Origin of the sequence: Pseudomonas sp. NCIMB 10586 (assembly GCF_023127895.1) — a bacterium.
Lineage (GTDB): Bacteria > Pseudomonadota > Gammaproteobacteria > Pseudomonadales > Pseudomonadaceae > Aquipseudomonas > Aquipseudomonas synxantha_A.
Window position 1 is genome coordinate 1 of record NZ_SPKQ01000002.1, and the last position, 15,100, is coordinate 15,100.

Annotated in this window: 17 protein-coding genes; 9 read left to right on the plus strand and 8 right to left on the minus strand. The window is 58.2% G+C overall.

The window, feature by feature from the left end:
- Nucleotides 1–88: 88 nt before the first annotated feature.
- Complete coding sequence (gene tyrS, locus E4P01_RS00290) at nt 89–1,288, minus strand: tyrosine--tRNA ligase (RefSeq protein WP_078822466.1); 1,200 nt, start codon at nt 1,286–1,288, stop codon at nt 89–91.
- 208 nt (nt 1,289–1,496) lie between these two features.
- Between tyrS and E4P01_RS00295 the strand changes: the two genes are divergently transcribed.
- A complete protein-coding gene (locus tag E4P01_RS00295) occupies nt 1,497–2,909 on the plus strand; it encodes a peptidoglycan DD-metalloendopeptidase family protein (RefSeq protein WP_005792000.1) in 1,413 nt (470 codons plus the stop codon).
- A 3-nt stretch (nt 2,910–2,912) separates the two neighbouring features.
- A complete protein-coding gene (locus E4P01_RS00300) occupies nt 2,913–4,004 on the plus strand; it encodes an anhydro-N-acetylmuramic acid kinase (RefSeq protein WP_078822467.1) in 1,092 nt (363 codons plus the stop codon).
- 69 nt (nt 4,005–4,073) lie between these two features.
- On the opposite strand, the gene erpA is transcribed toward E4P01_RS00300, so the two are convergent.
- Both erpA and argC read right to left on the minus strand, forming a co-directional pair.
- Entirely contained in the window at nt 4,074–4,424 is a 351-nt protein-coding gene (erpA, locus tag E4P01_RS00305) for an iron-sulfur cluster insertion protein ErpA (protein ID WP_003176443.1), read from the minus strand.
- Nucleotides 4,425–4,588: 164 nt separating this feature from the next.
- A complete protein-coding gene (gene argC, locus E4P01_RS00310) occupies nt 4,589–5,623 on the minus strand; it encodes an N-acetyl-gamma-glutamyl-phosphate reductase (RefSeq protein ID WP_078822468.1) in 1,035 nt (344 codons plus the stop codon).
- Nucleotides 5,624–5,757: 134 nt separating this feature from the next.
- Here argC and hemJ point away from each other — a divergent pair, with 134 nt between their 5' ends.
- The 6 genes from hemJ (at nt 5,758) to coq7 (ending at nt 10,174) form a co-directional block, all read left to right on the plus strand.
- The gene (hemJ, locus tag E4P01_RS00315; RefSeq protein ID WP_032879206.1) at nt 5,758–6,186 is read left to right on the plus strand and encodes a protoporphyrinogen oxidase HemJ; all 429 of its coding nucleotides are present in this window, start codon (nt 5,758–5,760) and stop codon (nt 6,184–6,186) included.
- Nucleotides 6,187–6,211: 25 nt separating this feature from the next.
- Complete coding sequence (locus E4P01_RS00320; RefSeq protein WP_216090381.1) at nt 6,212–7,174, plus strand: nitronate monooxygenase family protein; 963 nt, start codon at nt 6,212–6,214, stop codon at nt 7,172–7,174.
- 68 nt (nt 7,175–7,242) lie between these two features.
- Nucleotides 7,243–8,205, plus strand: a complete 963-nt coding sequence (locus E4P01_RS00325; protein ID WP_032879205.1) for a DUF805 domain-containing protein — start codon at nt 7,243–7,245, stop codon at nt 8,203–8,205.
- A 63-nt stretch (nt 8,206–8,268) separates the two neighbouring features.
- A complete protein-coding gene (locus tag E4P01_RS00330; RefSeq protein ID WP_032879204.1) occupies nt 8,269–9,057 on the plus strand; it encodes an SDR family oxidoreductase in 789 nt (262 codons plus the stop codon).
- A gap of 45 nt (nt 9,058–9,102) precedes the next feature.
- Nucleotides 9,103–9,441, plus strand: coding sequence for a histidine triad nucleotide-binding protein (locus E4P01_RS00335; protein ID WP_005792015.1), 339 nt, complete (start codon nt 9,103–9,105; stop codon nt 9,439–9,441).
- Nucleotides 9,442–9,526: 85 nt separating this feature from the next.
- Nucleotides 9,527–10,174, plus strand: a complete 648-nt coding sequence (gene coq7 / locus E4P01_RS00340) for a 2-polyprenyl-3-methyl-6-methoxy-1,4-benzoquinone monooxygenase (protein ID WP_005792017.1) — start codon at nt 9,527–9,529, stop codon at nt 10,172–10,174.
- A gap of 49 nt (nt 10,175–10,223) precedes the next feature.
- Here coq7 and E4P01_RS00345 read toward each other — a convergent pair whose 3' ends face one another.
- Nucleotides 10,224–10,646, minus strand: coding sequence for an OsmC family protein (locus tag E4P01_RS00345; protein ID WP_003210947.1), 423 nt, complete (start codon nt 10,644–10,646; stop codon nt 10,224–10,226).
- A 246-nt stretch (nt 10,647–10,892) separates the two neighbouring features.
- Here E4P01_RS00345 and crp point away from each other — a divergent pair, with 246 nt between their 5' ends.
- Nucleotides 10,893–11,537, plus strand: coding sequence for a cAMP-activated global transcriptional regulator CRP (crp, locus tag E4P01_RS00350; protein ID WP_103735280.1), 645 nt, complete (start codon nt 10,893–10,895; stop codon nt 11,535–11,537).
- Here the strand turns inward: crp and E4P01_RS00355 are convergent.
- The 4 genes from E4P01_RS00355 to E4P01_RS00370 form a co-directional block, all read right to left on the minus strand.
- Nucleotides 11,534–12,229, minus strand: coding sequence for a lipoate--protein ligase family protein (locus E4P01_RS00355; protein WP_216090382.1), 696 nt, complete (start codon nt 12,227–12,229; stop codon nt 11,534–11,536). The genes crp and E4P01_RS00355 overlap by 4 nt on opposite strands.
- Before the next feature lie 144 nt (nt 12,230–12,373).
- On the minus strand, nt 12,374–13,210 hold the full coding sequence (gene trpC, locus E4P01_RS00360; protein WP_032879200.1) for an indole-3-glycerol phosphate synthase TrpC: 837 nt from the start codon (nt 13,208–13,210) through the stop codon (nt 12,374–12,376).
- Nucleotides 13,207–14,256 (minus strand): anthranilate phosphoribosyltransferase, encoded by a 1,050-nt coding sequence (trpD, locus tag E4P01_RS00365; RefSeq protein WP_003194694.1) that lies wholly within the window; start codon nt 14,254–14,256, stop codon nt 13,207–13,209. Before trpD ends, trpC begins: the two co-directional genes overlap by 4 nt.
- Nucleotides 14,257–14,265: 9 nt before the next feature.
- The gene (locus E4P01_RS00370; protein WP_032879198.1) at nt 14,266–14,859 is read right to left on the minus strand and encodes an aminodeoxychorismate/anthranilate synthase component II; all 594 of its coding nucleotides are present in this window, start codon (nt 14,857–14,859) and stop codon (nt 14,266–14,268) included.
- Nucleotides 14,860–15,100 lie beyond the last annotated feature (241 nt).

The window sequence follows — 15,100 nt, forward strand, 5'->3', positions numbered from 1 at the left end:
TTTACCAAGGAGTTTTCCGTTTCGACTGCGCCGGAAGTGGGGCGAATTATAGACAGATATAATTCGCCGTCAACATCTAATTTCAGACTTATTCGGATTTGAGCGTAATTCGCGCAAACGCCTTCTTACCCGCCTGACAAACGTGAGTGGCGCCCAGCTCATACATAAATGTGCGATCAACCACTTCACCATCTATACGTACACCACCCGACCCCAAGAGATCACGAGCGACCGCCGAGTTCTTCACCAAGCCCGCCTTATTAAGGACAGCCGCAATCGGCATAGCCTCGGCAGCGGTCAGTTCAATCTCCGGCAGATCGTCCGGCAGCTCACCATCCTTCATACGGTTACCAGCTGCACGATGCGCACTGGCAGCAGCCTCTTCGCCATGGAAGCGCGCGACAATCTCCTCAGCCAGCTTGATCTTCACATCACGCGGATTGGCGCCTGCCTCTACGTCCGCACGCAACGCATTGATTTCGTCCATCGAGCGGAAACTCAACAGTTCGAAGTAACGCCACATCAACGCATCAGGGATGGAAACCAGCTTGCCGTACATTACGCCCGGCGCCTCCTGGATACCGACATAGTTACCCAGGGACTTGGACATCTTCTTGACGCCATCCAATCCTTCCAGCAACGGCATAGTCAGAATGCACTGAGCCTCCTGACCGTATGCGCGCTGCAACTCACGCCCCATCAGCAGGTTGAACTTCTGATCGGTACCGCCCAACTCAACATCCGCACGCAGAGCCACCGAGTCATACCCCTGGACCAATGGGTAGAGGAACTCATGAATCGCGATCGGCTGATTGGTGGAGTAGCGCTTGTCGAAGTCATCGCGCTCGAGCATACGTGCCACGGTGTACTGGGAGGTCAGGCGAATAAAGTCTGCCGGCCCCATCTTGTCCATCCAGGTGGAGTTGAATGCCACCTCGGTCTTGGTCGGATCAAGGATCTTGAACACTTGGGTCTTGTAGGTCTCGGCATTATCGAGAACCTGCTCACGAGTCAGCGGCGGGCGCGTAGCACTCTTGCCGCTGGGATCACCGATCATTCCCGTGAAGTCACCGATAAGAAAGATGACTTGATGGCCCAGCTCCTGGAACTGACGCAGCTTATTAATAAGCACGGTATGACCAAGGTGCAGATCCGGCGCAGTCGGATCAAAGCCAGCCTTGATACGCAGGGGCTGGCCACGCTTAAGCTTTTCGATCAGCTCAGCCTCAACCAACAGTTCTTCCGCACCACGTTTTATCAGCGCTAGCTGCTCTTCAACCGACTTCATAACAGACCCGCAAGGCTCAGATTCAAAAGGGAACCAACCATACAAGATCAGGGACTAATTACAAGTTTTGCCCTGCGCACGGACACCGTTCAGCGAGCCCAGCATTCGCGAGCTTGCGCCACAGATGATTTGGTTATATTTTATACAGTTATTTCATCTTCATCATGTCATTCATCTTTTCCATTTCATCTTCAAAGTCAAATTACCTATGACCACTGAACCGTCTAAAGCGCCGCCGCTTTACCCGAAGACCCACCTGCTCGCCGCAAGTGGTATCGCCGCCCTTCTCAGCCTGGCACTGCTGGTATTCCCTTCCAGTGACGTAGAAGCCAAACGAACATCCCTGAGCCTTGATCTGGAAAGCCCAGTTGAACAACTGACACAAGATCAAGACGCTTCCGACGCCCAACAAGCCACAAACACTGCAACTGAATCACCTTTCGCACAGATCGAAAGCGCTCCCGAAGACACCCAGCAAGCCGCCCAGGAAGCACCTGCGGCAGCTGCCGCAAAGAATCCCCAGCATCGCGAAGTCATCGTGGGCAAAGGCGACACGCTATCCACCCTGTTCGAAAAGGTTGGGCTGCCTGCCACCGCTGTGAATGAAGTGCTGGCCAGCGATAAGCAAGCCAAGCAATTCACCCAGCTCAAACGCGGCCAGAAGCTTGAATTTGAACTGACGCCAGACGGCCAGTTGAACAACCTGCACACCAGCCTCAGCGACCTGGAAAGCATCAGCCTGAGCAAAGGTGCCAAAGGCTTCGCCTTCAACCGCATCACCACCAAGCCGGTTATGCGTTCCGCCTACGTACACGGGGTGATCAACAGCTCCTTGTCACAATCGGCTGCCCGAGCCGGCTTGTCCCACAGCATGACCATGGACATGGCCAGCGTATTTGGCTATGACATCGACTTCGCTCAGGACATCCGCCAGGGCGACGAATTCGATGTGATCTACGAACAGAAAGTGGCCAACGGCAAAGTGGTGGGCACTGGCAATATTCTTTCTGCGCGCTTCACCAACCGCGGCAAAACCTACACAGCCGTTCGCTACACAAACAAACAAGGCAATAGCAGCTATTACACGGCCGACGGCAATAGCATGCGCAAGGCCTTCATCCGTACGCCCGTGGACTTCGCCCGTATTAGCTCGCGTTTCTCCATGGGCCGCAAGCATCCAATTCTGAACAAAATTCGCGCACACAAGGGTGTGGACTATGCCGCTCCGCGTGGCACACCCATCAAGGCGGCGGGCGACGGCAAGGTACTGCTGGCGGGGCGCCGGGGTGGTTACGGCAATACGGTGATCATCCAGCACGGCAACACTTACCGTACGCTATACGGCCACATGCAAGGGTTCGCCAAGGGCGTCAAAACCGGCGGCAACGTGAAGCAAGGTCAAGTGATCGGCTACATCGGCACCACCGGCCTGTCCACCGGACCGCACTTGCATTATGAGTTCCAGGTCAACGGCGTACACGTCGACCCCCTGGGTCAAAAACTGCCAATGGCCGATCCGATCGCCAAGGCCGAACGCGCACGCTTCATGCAACAGAGCCAGCCGTTGATGGCACGGATGGATCAAGAGCGCTCCACCTTGCTGGCTTCGGCGAAGCGTTAAGGTATGCCGCTCTATATCGGTGTGATGTCCGGAACCAGCCTTGATGGACTGGATATCGCCCTTATCGAGCAAGGTGCGGCGATCAAGCTGATCGCCACGCACTACATCCCGATGCCAGACACCTTGCGGGCTGAACTTCTGAGCCTGTGCGCCAGCGGCCCGGATGAAATCGCCCGCTCGGCAATCGCCCAGCAACAGTGGGTAACACTCGCCGCGCAAGGCATCCGGGCCTTGCTGGAGCAAAACCGCTTCAAGCCTCAGGACATCCGCGCAATTGGCAGCCATGGGCAAACGATCCGCCATGAACCCGCTCGAAGCTTTACCGTGCAGATCGGCAACCCTGCCCTGCTCACCGAGCTGACAGGGATCAGCGTAGTCAGCGACTTCCGCAGCCGTGATGTTGCCGCCGGAGGCCAGGGAGCCCCTCTGGTTCCAGCGTTTCATGAAGCTCTGTTTGGCGAGCACACTGGCAATCGCGCAGTGTTGAATATCGGCGGGTTCAGCAACCTCAGCCTCATCGAGGCGAACAAGCCTGTAGCGGGTTTCGACTGCGGTCCCGGGAATGTTCTTCTGGATGCGTGGATTCACCACCAGCGCGGTGAACACTTCGACCGCGACGGGCAATGGGCCGCTAGCGGCAAGGTTCAGCCTCAACTACTCAACGCATTGCTCAGCGACCCGTTCTTCTTGACCAAAGGCCCCAAAAGCACAGGTCGCGAAGTGTTCAATCTGGCCTGGCTGCAACAGCACCTGAGCCCGTTGCCCGTCTTTGAGCCCGAAGACGTGCAGGCCACTCTGCTGGAGCTGACGGCTCTCACCATCGTCGAATCTCTGCAAAGCGCACAGACGAGCACTGAGGCGTTGCTCATCTGCGGCGGCGGCGCGCACAACACGATGCTGATGAATCGGCTGACCGCGCTATTGCCTTCTACTCACGTCAGTAGCACAGCCACTTACGGGGTAGACCCGGACTGGGTCGAAGCCATGGCCTTCGCCTGGCTGGCGCACTGCTGCCTGGAAGGCATCGCCGCCAACCGCCCTAGCGTAACCGGCGCCCGTGGGTTACGGGTGCTCGGCGCCATCTACCCGGCCTAAACTAGCTTCAGACAGCAAAACGCCGCTTGGCCCATAAAAGCCAAGCGGCGTTTCTGTATCCGCTACCGATCAGATCGAGAACGAAGATCCGCAGCCACAGGTCGTGGTGGCATTAGGGTTCTTGATCACGAAACGCGAACCTTCCAGACCTTCCTGATAATCCACCTCGGCACCAGCCAGGTATTGGAAGCTCATCGGATCCACGACCAGGCTGACGCCCTCGCGCTCGACGATGGTGTCGTCATCGGCCACATCTTCATCGAAGGTAAAACCGTACTGAAACCCTGAACAACCGCCGCCCGTAACAAATACGCGCAGCTTCAAGCGATCATTACCCTCTTCATCGACCAGGCTCTTCACCTTGTGCGCAGCACCGTGGGTGAATTGCAAAGCCGTGGGGGTGAAGGATTCAACGCTCATGCTGATAATCTCCCGGCGTAGCGCCGCCATATGCGTAATGACCGGCATTATCCGCTTCTCCTAGAAAAGCGGTCAACTATTGTTACGGTATATCAATCTGTGCAGCCGCCATAAAAACACGAAAGGCCCGATCACCGGGCCTTTTGCGTAACCACCAGACTGCGTTAAGGCAACATTCCCGCGTGGGCCAGGCCCAACTTCTCATCCAGACCGAACAGGATGTTCATGTTCTGCACCGCCTGGCCCGACGCGCCTTTGACCAGGTTGTCGATCACCGACAGCACCACAACCAGGTCGCCATCCTGCGGACGATGCACGGCGATACGGCACACATTGGCACCACGCACACTACGAGTCTCCGGGTGGCTGCCCGCCGGCATCACGTCGACGAACGGCTCATTGGCATAACGCTTTTCAAACAGCGCCTGCAAGTCGACCGAGCGATCAGTGACGGTTGCATAAAGCGTGGAGTGAATCCCACGGATCATTGGCGCCAGGTGCGGCACAAAGGTCAGCCCCACATCCTTCCCCGCGGCGCGACGCAACCCCTGGCGGATTTCAGGCAAGTGGCGATGGCCTTTTACCGCATAGGCTTTCATGCTTTCCGACGTTTCGGAGTACAAAGACCCCACCGCCGCACCACGACCAGCGCCGCTGACGCCCGATTTGCAGTCGGCGATCAGGCGCGACGCATCCGCCAAGCCAGCTTCCAGCAATGGCAGGAACCCCAACTGTGTCGCCGTCGGATAGCAACCTGGTACCGCAATCAGGCGTGCTTGCTTGATCTGCTCACGATTGACTTCCGGCAAGCCGTACACCGCCTCCTCCAACAACTGCGGCGCTCCATGAGGCTGACCGTACCACTTGGCCCACTCATCGGCGTCCTGCAGGCGGAAGTCGGCCGACAAGTCGATAACCTTGGTGCCGGCCGCCAGCAACTCACCGGCCAGTGCATGGGCGACACCGTGAGGCGTGGCGAAGAACACCACGTCGCACGCGCCCAGGGTCTTGATGTCCGGCACGCTGAACGCCAGGCCGTCATAGTGGCCTCGCAGGTTCGGGTACATATCGGCCACGGCCAGCCCAGCTTCGGATCGGGAAGTGATGACCGCCACCTCAGCTTGCGGATGCTGAGCCAACAGACGCAGCAATTCGACACCGGTGTAACCCGTGCCGCCGACGATACCGACCTTGACCATAAACCTGCCCTCAACGAACCCACTGGAAAGCCGTCGATAATAGGGGCCGTATCGTCCTGCGACAACCGTCAACGTGACGTACGGGCGCATGAGCCACTACTATCTTCGCTACCGTGAACCTGGGAATAACCAAAATGCTCTATCTATGGGTCAAAGCCTTCCACATCGTCAGCATCGTCTGCTGGTTTGCCGGGCTGTTCTACCTGCCGCGCCTGTTCGTCTACCACGCCCAAAGCGAAGACAGCGTCAGCAAGGAGCGCTTCAGCGTTATGGAGCGCAAACTGTACCGCGGCATCATGGGACCGGCGATGATTGCCACACTGGTCTTCGGTATCTGGATGCTGACGCTCAACCCCGGCATTTTCCAGTCAGGCGCGTGGATGCACGCCAAACTGACCCTGGTCGTTCTGCTGATCGGCTACCACCATATGTGTGGAGCGCAGGTAAAACGCTTCGCCCGTGGCGAAAACACCCGCAGCCATGTCTTTTATCGCTGGTTCAATGAAGTGCCGGTTCTGATATTGCTGGCTATCGTAATTTTGGTCGTGGTCAAACCGTTCTAGTTTCAATTACTCGGGGGAACTTTCAATGTCGCTGCCCGCTTTACTGGAACAACATCTGCGCCTACCCGTCGTGGTGGCGCCGATGTTTCTGATTTCCAATCCGCAACTGGTCCTGGCCTGCTGTCGTAATGGCGTGGTTGGCAGCTTCCCGGCGCTCAACCAGCGTGAAAGCAGTGGTTTCAGGGCCTGGCTGGAAGAAATCGAAGCGGGCTTGGCCCAGTTGGACAACCCTGCTCCCTATGCTGTGAACCTGATCGTGCACAACAGCAACCCACGGTTGGAAGCAGACCTGGCAATCTGCGTAGAGCACAAGGTACCCATCGTCATCACCAGCCTCGGCGCGGTAAAGGAACTGGTCGATGCCGTCCACAGCTACGGCGGCCTGGTGTTTCATGACGTCACCACCCGGCGACATGCCGAGAAAGCCGCTGAGGCGGGCGTCGATGGCCTGATTGCCGTAGCCGCGGGTGCCGGTGGCCACGCTGGCACCTGGAGCCCCTTCGCTCTGATCGCCGAGATTCGCCAGTTCTTTGATAAAACCCTGCTGCTGGCCGGTTGCCTCAACCACGGCCACGAAATTCTCGCCGCCCAGTTGCTGGGCGCCGACTTGGCGTATTTCGGCACGCGCTTTATCGGTACTACCGAAAGCCACGCGCCAGATGCCTATAAAGAGATGCTGCTCACATCGCGCGCCGCCGACATCGTGCACACTCCGTCAGTCTCCGGCGTACCTGCGAGCTTTATGCGCCAGAGCCTGGAAAATGCCGGTTTCGACCTCGCCGCGCTGCAAGGCAAAGGTGAAGTCAATTTCGGTTCCAAGCTCAAACCATTGAGTGATGAGGCCAAAGCGTGGAAAACTGTATGGTCAGCGGGCCAGGGCGTCGGTGAAATCGATGATTTACCCAGCGTCGATGAACTCGTCGCCCGCCTGGATGCCGAATACCGCAAAGCACGCGAGCATGCCGCGCAACTGCGCTGGCCACGCTGACCTACTGCACGGCCCGCCGATTGGACGGGCCTGCACACCCTCCCTGATTAAGTGACAAGGATGCCCGCATGAGCGACAACCGTTTCAAGATTGTGTTTGACGGAGCCTTGCTTCCGGGTGTCGAAAGCACCACCGCCAAGCTGAACCTCGCCGAGCTGTTCAAGAGCGATGTCGAGGCGATCGAAAAACTCTTTACCGGCCGCCCGGTCGCGCTCAAACGCGATCTTTCCCGCCCCGATGCCGAAACCTACCTGACGGCATTGAAAAACGCCGGGGTCGACGCACGCATCGAAGCCGAACAGCCCGTGGCGTTCAGCCTCGCTGAAACCCACGAGACGAGCTCCCCTGGCTCCGACTTTTCCCGCTCCGAAGCTTCGCCTTATGCCCCGCCACGCGCAGCGGTTGGCGATGACTTGCCGGAGTTCGCCACACTCAAGGTCTTCACCATCCACGGGCGCATCGGGCGCCTGCGTTATCTGGCCTGGACACTGGCGCTGACCGTCGCGTTGCTGGTAGCCGCAGGCATCATCAGTACCGTCGGCTTCGCAGTGGCGACAGCCTCGCCAACCATAGCCATCATCCTCGGCTCGCTACTGGGTTTCGCACTGTTTGTTGCTCTGGTAGTCGTGAGCGTGCAAATCGGTGTGCAACGCTTGCACGATATGGGCTGGTCTGGCTGGCTGTACTTGCTGAACCTGGTTCCAGTGGTCAATAGCGTGTTCCCTATCCTGTTGCTGGTATTGCCGGGGAACGCGGGTGCCAACCAATACGGCGCACCGCCACCACCGAATTCTACTGCGGTGAAAATCCTGGCCTCGCTGTGGCTGGCGTTTATTCCATTGATGCTCATCATCGGCCTGACCCTGGGCATGAACGGCTACCTGGATCAACTTGAAGCCAACATGGACAGCAGCTACGAAAGCAGCTCAATGACCTCCGATGAAGGCGCCGATCAAAGCGTCATCACTGATGAGGCCGCAGAGCAAAGTGCTGACGACGCAGCCGAACCTGTAGACTCTACGCAACAGTGAAGAAACGCCCGCCTGCCTGTGACGCCACTGTCACAGGCAGGCGACGTTGCGATGGAGAAAGGCATGACCCGTTACGCTCTGATCACCGGCGCCTCCAGCGGCATCGGCCTGGCTTTGGCCGAAGCGCTGGCTCGACGCGGCCGCAGCCTGATTCTCGTGGCCCGTCAACGTGATCAGTTGGAAAGCATTGCCATCGAACTGACCCAACGCTTCGGTGTCGAGGTGTTGTTTCGTGCCTGCGACTTGGGCGAGCCGCTGCGTTTGTCCGGTTTTTTGCTGGAACTCGAAGAAGGCGAGCGGCAGATCGACCTGCTGGTCAACTGCGCAGGCATCGGCACCAGCGGGCCATTTTTGGCCCAAGACTGGATGACCGAGCAAGACCTGATCGAAGTCAACATCCTGGCGCTAACCCGTATGTGCCATGCCCTCGGCAACTCCATGGCGCTGCAAGGCGGCGGGCAGATACTCAATGTCGCTTCGATCGCCGCCTTTCAGCCAGGCCCGTGGATGAGCAGCTACTACGCCAGCAAAGCTTATGTATTGCACTTCTCTGAGGGCTTGCGCGAAGAACTGAAGACCTGCGGCATCAAGGTTTCAGTGCTGTGCCCCGGCCCTACGCGCACCGCGTTCTTCGGCACTGCGCAGATGGACACCGCAAAACTCGACCGCAGCCAGCAGCTAATGAGCCCGGAGGAAGTCGCGCTCTACACCGTACGCGCGCTGGAAAAGAACAAAGCCATCATCATTCCCGGGCGCCGCAACCGCTGGCTGGCATTCAGCCCACGTTTCAGTCCACGCTGGCTGACCCGCAAGATTGCCGGCGCCATCAATAAAGCCTATTGCCCACGCTAACCGCCTGATTACACTTACCTAGACTTTCACCCTGGAGAAACAGCTGTGGATACTCTGTTCACCAAGATCATCAACCGAGAAATACCCGCCAAGATTATCTATGAAGATGATCAAGTCCTCGCCTTCCACGATATCGCCCCACAGGCGCCGGTGCATTTTCTGGTTATTCCGAAAAAGCCGATTCGTACCCTCAATGACTTGACCGAGGAAGACAAAGCCCTGGCCGGCCATATTTTGTTCACCGCCCAGCGCCTGGCCGTGGAACAGGGCTGCGAAAAAGGCTTTCGTGTGGTGATGAACTGCAATGAAGACGGTGGGCAGACTGTCTACCACATCCATATGCACGTGCTGGGTCAACGTCAGATGAACTGGCCGCCGGGTTGAGTGCCCAGGGTCAAATTGACTCAGCGCAAACGCTTCGTCCTCTCTTGCGGTAAACTGGCCGCCGAGATTCTTCCCGGAGGTCAGCATGACTACCCAACGTCACTACTCGCCGATTGACCGTCTGCTGCTGCAAGCCGATATGGCCATGCGCACGCTGTTGCCATTCAGTGGCCAACCGTACCGCCCGTCACCGGCCATCGTACAGCCCGATGCCCAGATGAGCGAAACGGACACCCGCCATGTCGCCGGCCTGATGCGCATCAACCACACCGGCGAAGTGTGTGCCCAGGCGCTGTATCAAGGCCAGGCGTTAACTGCCAAATTGCCGCAGGTACGTGCAGCGATGGAGCATGCGGCCGAGGAAGAGATCGACCACCTGGCCTGGTGCGAACAACGTATCCGCCAATTGGGCAGCCACCCCAGCGTGCTGAACCCGCTGTTTTACGGTTTGTCATTTGGTATCGGCGCCGCCGCTGGTTTGATCAGCGACAAAGTCAGCCTCGGATTTGTCGCCGCGACAGAACATCAGGTGTGCAAGCATCTGGATGAGCATCTTGAGCAACTGCCGGCCGAAGATGAAAAGTCCCGCGCCATCCTTGAGCAGATGCGCATCGATGAAGAACACCATGCAGATAGCGCGCTGGACGCGGGCGGCTTCCGCTTTCCAGCACCGGTGCGCTTCGGCATGAGCGTTTTAGCCAAGGTCATGACCAAAAGTACCTACAGGATCTAAACCCAAAAAAGGGCGCTCGAAGCGCCCTTTCTTTTGCCAATTACCGCAATCAGCCCAACTCGATGATTTCATAATCGTGAGTGATGGCCACACCCGCGGCACCCAGCATGATCGACGCCGAGCAATACTTCTCGGCCGACAGCTCGATTGCACGCTTGACCTGGGCTTCCTTCAACGCCCGGCCCTTGACCACGAAATGCATATGGATCCTGGTAAATACCTTGGGGTCTTCAGTGGCGCGCTCGGCTTCCAGGAAGGCTTCGCAGCTTTCCACTGCCTGGCGGGACTTCTTCAAGATGCTGACCACATCAAAATTGCTGCAACCGCCAACACCCAGCAGCAACATTTCCATCGGGCGTACACCCAGGTTACGGCCACCGGCTTCCGGCGGACCGTCCATGACCACCACATGGCCACTGCCCGACTCACCGAGGAACATGGCTTCGCCCGCCCATTGGATGCGTGCCTTCATCGCCCAGACTCCACTGCTAAAAAAGGGGCGCCAGCTTAGCACAGGCCCTTGAAACAGCAGCACCCCGGATAAAATCGATAAATGACTGCGTTTGCCGCTAAATTGGCTAATCGAGGCAGAATGTGTCTGGTAAGCTGGCGCCAAATCAATGGCGCATTGCCATGATTCTTACAGCCGGCATCAATGCCGATGCCGCTGGATAAAAACAACGCCACTTACACCGTGCAGTCTTTTCGGGATACAACCATGGTTGCTCTTACTCCCACACCCAAGATCAAGAACCTCGACAAGCTGTTGATGCATTGTCAGCGTCGGCGTCATCCGGCCAAGCACAACATCATCTGCGCCGGCGAGCGCTCGGAAACCCTGTTTTTCATTATCAAGGGCTCAGTCACCATCCTGATCGAAGATGAAGACGGTCGCGAAATGATCATTGCCTACCTCAACACCGGCGATTTCTTCGGAGAGCTGGGGTTGTTTGAACAAGCAGGCAAAGAACAGGAGCGTAGCGCCTGGGTCCGAACCAAAGTCGAGTGCGAAGTGGCCGAGATCAGCTATGCGAAATTTCGCGAATTGGCCCAGCAAGATCCGGATATCTTGTACGCCCTGAGCGGCCAGATCGCCCAGCGCCTGCGCGACACTACGCGCAAGGTCGGCGACCTGGCGTTCTTCGATGTGACCGGTCGTGTGGCGCGTTGCCTGTTGGAGTTGTGCAAGCAACCCGATGCCATGACCCATCCCGACGGCATGCAAATCAAGATCACCCGCCAGGAGATCGGGCGCATTGTCGGTTGTTCGAGGGAGATGGTCGGCCGCGTGCTCAAGGACTTGGAAGAGCGCAACCTGGTACACGTCAAAGGCAAGACGATGGTGGTATTCGGCACCCGTTAAACCGGCAGGAAGCTGGCCAGCATCTGACGGTACAAGGTATCGAGCCGATTGATCGCATCCGGTGCCGGAAAGGCTTCGTGCAGCGCGATATGGCTCTCGGCGCGAACCCGCTGCTCCAAGCCACGGGCTTGATTGAAGCGGTTGACCGCCGCAATCAACTCCTCACGATCATTCTCCAGCAACATCGCCCCATGCACCAACCCGACCGGGCGGCCACCGCTTTGTCGCCAACGCTGGGCCGTGCCCACCATTTTGCGACCATTGAGATTGACGTTGTAACGACCGTCGCAAAAGGCACCGTCAATTTCGCCGACGGATGCATCGCCGCCCAATTCAATCAATAGATCACAGATCGGTTGGCACAAGCGCTGATAACCCGTCTCGATGCGCCCTTGGTCGCCTTCGCTACGGGGCGGGGCATAGACCAGGGCGATATTGACCGTGGCGCCGGACTGCGGCACCGGCTCACCGCCGGTTTCACGCAGCAATACCGGCCAACCCGCACCGGCCGAGACTTGGCTCGCCGCCGCGAAGGCAGGCAGCCGGCTCAAACGGCGCGGCATGACCAGCGCTTGGTCGCTGGGCTGCCAGAACAGCAGCCCGAATTCCTGCTCATGCGCGCAAACGGCTGCCAATAGGGCTTGCTCGGCGGCAAGGCCTGCTTCGACAGTCATGATCACGGGCTGGAGCATCGAACACCTACCTATCTGAATAAACACAAAACCCAATATGGGAGCTGGCTTGCCTGCGATAGCGGTGTGTCAGCTACACAGAGGTTGGCTGACCCGCCGCTATCGCAGGCAAGCCCGCTCCCACAGTTTCGAGCGTATTTCACATCAATCCAATGTCGAACTGCTGATCGTCGTACCGCGCTCCGGAAAGAACAGGCGCTGCAGTTCTGCTCCCGGGTTCTCGGCGCGCATAAATGTCTCGCCCACCAGGAATGAGTAAACGCCGCTGATTTCCATCAGTTCCACATCGGCACGGTTGACGATGCCACTCTCGGTAATCACCAGGCGGTCGCGAGGAATACGCGGCAACAGATCCAGGGTATTTTCCAGGCTGACTTCAAAGGTATGCAGGTTACGGTTGTTGACCCCCACCAGCGGGGTGTCGAGGGTTTTCAATGCGCGCTCCAGCTCATCGCCGTCATGCACCTCAACCAACACATCCAGGCCGACACTTTTGGCCACGGCCGCCAACTCCGCCATCTTCACGTCATCCAGCGCCGAGACGATCAGCAATACGCAGTCGGCGCCCAGAGCACGGGCTTCGACGATCTGGTACGGGTCAACCATGAAATCCTTGCGGATCACCGGCAACTTGCACGCCGCGCGAGCTTGTTGCAGGAATAGGTCGCAACCCTGGAAGTAGTCGATATCGGTCAACACAGACAGACAAGTCGCCCCGCCCTTCTCATAGCTGACGGCGATTTCAGCTGGTACGAAGTTTTCGCGGATCACGCCTTTGCTCGGCGAGGCTTTCTTGACCTCGGCGATCACTGCCGGTTGCTTGAGCTTGGCCTGGGCGATCAGAGCATTGGCAAAGCCACGCGGCGCATCAGCGGTTTTAGCCTGCGCCTCAAGCTCAGCCAGGCTCACACGGGCGCGGCGTTCGGCCACTTCCTCGGCCTTGCGGGCCAGGATCTTTTCCAGAACGGTTGGCACACTCATCCCTCATTCTCCATCTTGAATACGGCAGTGAATGCACCCAGCTCTTCGAGCTTCTCTCGAGCCAGACCGGTGTGCAGCGCATCGTGGGCCAACGCGACACCTTCCTTAAGACTATAGGCATGGTCGGCTGCGTAAAGTGCCGCGCCAGCATTCAGAACGATCATTTCCGCAGCTTTCTGGCCGTTTTCGGTTTTGCGACGCCCCAGGGCATCGCGAATCAGTTCCAGCGAAGCTGCCGGGCTCTCCACTGCCAGGCCGTGCAAACTCTGGCTTTTCATGCCCAAGTCTTCAGGCTCGACCCAGTATTCGGTGACCTCGTCGTTTTTCAGCTCTGCAACAAAGGTCGGCGCCGCCAGGCTGAACTCGTCCAGGCCGTCTTTGGAATGCACTACCAGCACATGCTTGCTGCCCAAGCGTTGCAAGACTTCGGCCAGCGGCCGGCACAACGCCTGGCTGAACACTCCCACCACCTGATGCTTCACACCGGCCGGATTCGTAAGCGGGCCAAGCATGTTGAACAGGGTACGCAGGCCAAGGTCCTTGCGCGGGCCGGCCGCGTGTTTCATGGCGCCGTGATGAGATTGGGCAAACATGAAGCCGATGCCAACGCTGTCGATACAGCGCGCGACTTGCACAGGCGTGAGGTTCAGATAGATGCCGGCCGCTTCCAGCAAGTCGGCACTGCCGCTCTTGCCGGACACCGCGCGGTTACCGTGCTTGGCAACGGTGCAACCAGCGGCGGCCACCACGAAGGATGACGCTGTCGATACGTTGAAAATATTCGCACCGTCACCGCCGGTGCCGACCACATCGACGACGCCGTCGAGGGTCTTGAGCTCAACCTTGTCCGCCAGCTCGCGCATCACCGAGACCGCGCCGACGATTTCGTCGATGCTCTCGCTCTTCATGCGCATTGCCATCATAAAGGCGCCGATCTGCGCGTCGGTGCATTGACCGGTCATGATTTCGCGCATCACATCGCTCATTTCAGCGGTGCTCAGGTCCAGATGGCCGACGATACGGCTCAGGGCAGTCTTGATATCCATGAAAAGTCCTTAGCGCGTGCCGCCGCTCTGCTTGAGAAAGTTGGCGAACAGCTCGTAGCCCTGCTCGGTCAGGATTGATTCAGGGTGAAACTGCACCCCTTCGATGTTCAGTGTCTTGTGACGCAGGCCCATGATCTCGTCGACCGAACCGTCTTCCAACTGGGTCCAGGCGGTCAGCTCCAGGCATTCAGGCAAGGTGTCACGCTTGACCACCAGCGAGTGGTAACGGGTCACCGTCACCGGCATGTTCAGGCCTTGGAATACACCAAGGTCCTTATGAAACACCGGGCTGGTCTTGCCATGCATCACCTGACGCGCACGCACCACATCGCCGCCAAACGCCTGACCAATGGACTGGTGACCCAGGCACACGCCCAGGATCGGCAGCTTGCCGGCGAAATACTGGATGGCTTCCAGCGAGATACCCGCCTCGGTCGGCGTGCAAGGGCCAGGCGAAACCACAATGCGCTCAGGGTTCAGGGCGGCGATTTGCGCAACGGTGAGTTCATCATTGCGCACCACCTTGACGTCCGCGCCCAGCTCGCCCAGGTACTGCACAACGTTGTAGGTAAAGGAATCGTAGTTATCAATCATCAGCAACATGTGGGTTCAAACCTCTTGAATTCACTGATTTCAAATGACCGCCTTTCAGAAGGGTAACCCGCTGCCAAACGCACGTTCCGGTTGCCGGGGTTGGCCGGCAAGGGGCGTCAGACACAGGGTGAAGAAGGCAGATCGGTACAGGTCCGGCCAGGCCGGCAGAGAAAAATGTCAGGCGCGCCAACGCCAACGGGCGTGTGCCTTGACTACTCGCATCAAGAGTTTGCTGATGATCAACACGGGG

What these genes read in the sequence shown, in the direction of transcription:
- E4P01_RS00345 (WP_003210947.1), bottom strand. Translation starts at nt 10,646, where the DNA reads ATGAAGGCACGCATCCAATGGGCGGGCGAAGCCATGTTCCTCGGTGAG.
- E4P01_RS00355 (WP_216090382.1), bottom strand. Translation starts at nt 12,229, where the DNA reads ATGCTCCAGCCCGTGATCATGACTGTCGAAGCAGGCCTTGCCGCCGAG.
- E4P01_RS00370 (WP_032879198.1), bottom strand. Translation starts at nt 14,859, where the DNA reads ATGTTGCTGATGATTGATAACTACGATTCCTTTACCTACAACGTTGTG.
- E4P01_RS00330 (WP_032879204.1), top strand. Translation starts at nt 8,269, where the DNA reads ATGACCCGTTACGCTCTGATCACCGGCGCCTCCAGCGGCATCGGCCTG.
- E4P01_RS00295 (WP_005792000.1), top strand. Translation starts at nt 1,497, where the DNA reads ATGACCACTGAACCGTCTAAAGCGCCGCCGCTTTACCCGAAGACCCAC.
- argC (WP_078822468.1), bottom strand. Translation starts at nt 5,623, where the DNA reads ATGGTCAAGGTCGGTATCGTCGGCGGCACGGGTTACACCGGTGTCGAA.
- E4P01_RS00320 (WP_216090381.1), top strand. Translation starts at nt 6,212, where the DNA reads ATGTCGCTGCCCGCTTTACTGGAACAACATCTGCGCCTACCCGTCGTG.
- crp (WP_103735280.1), top strand. Translation starts at nt 10,893, where the DNA reads ATGGTTGCTCTTACTCCCACACCCAAGATCAAGAACCTCGACAAGCTG.
- trpD (WP_003194694.1), bottom strand. Translation starts at nt 14,256, where the DNA reads ATGGATATCAAGACTGCCCTGAGCCGTATCGTCGGCCATCTGGACCTG.
- trpC (WP_032879200.1), bottom strand. Translation starts at nt 13,210, where the DNA reads ATGAGTGTGCCAACCGTTCTGGAAAAGATCCTGGCCCGCAAGGCCGAG.
- E4P01_RS00325 (WP_032879205.1), top strand. Translation starts at nt 7,243, where the DNA reads ATGAGCGACAACCGTTTCAAGATTGTGTTTGACGGAGCCTTGCTTCCG.
- tyrS (WP_078822466.1), bottom strand. Translation starts at nt 1,288, where the DNA reads ATGAAGTCGGTTGAAGAGCAGCTAGCGCTGATAAAACGTGGTGCGGAA.
- hemJ (WP_032879206.1), top strand. Translation starts at nt 5,758, where the DNA reads ATGCTCTATCTATGGGTCAAAGCCTTCCACATCGTCAGCATCGTCTGC.
- coq7 (WP_005792017.1), top strand. Translation starts at nt 9,527, where the DNA reads ATGACTACCCAACGTCACTACTCGCCGATTGACCGTCTGCTGCTGCAA.
- erpA (WP_003176443.1), bottom strand. Translation starts at nt 4,424, where the DNA reads ATGAGCGTTGAATCCTTCACCCCCACGGCTTTGCAATTCACCCACGGT.
- E4P01_RS00300 (WP_078822467.1), top strand. Translation starts at nt 2,913, where the DNA reads ATGCCGCTCTATATCGGTGTGATGTCCGGAACCAGCCTTGATGGACTG.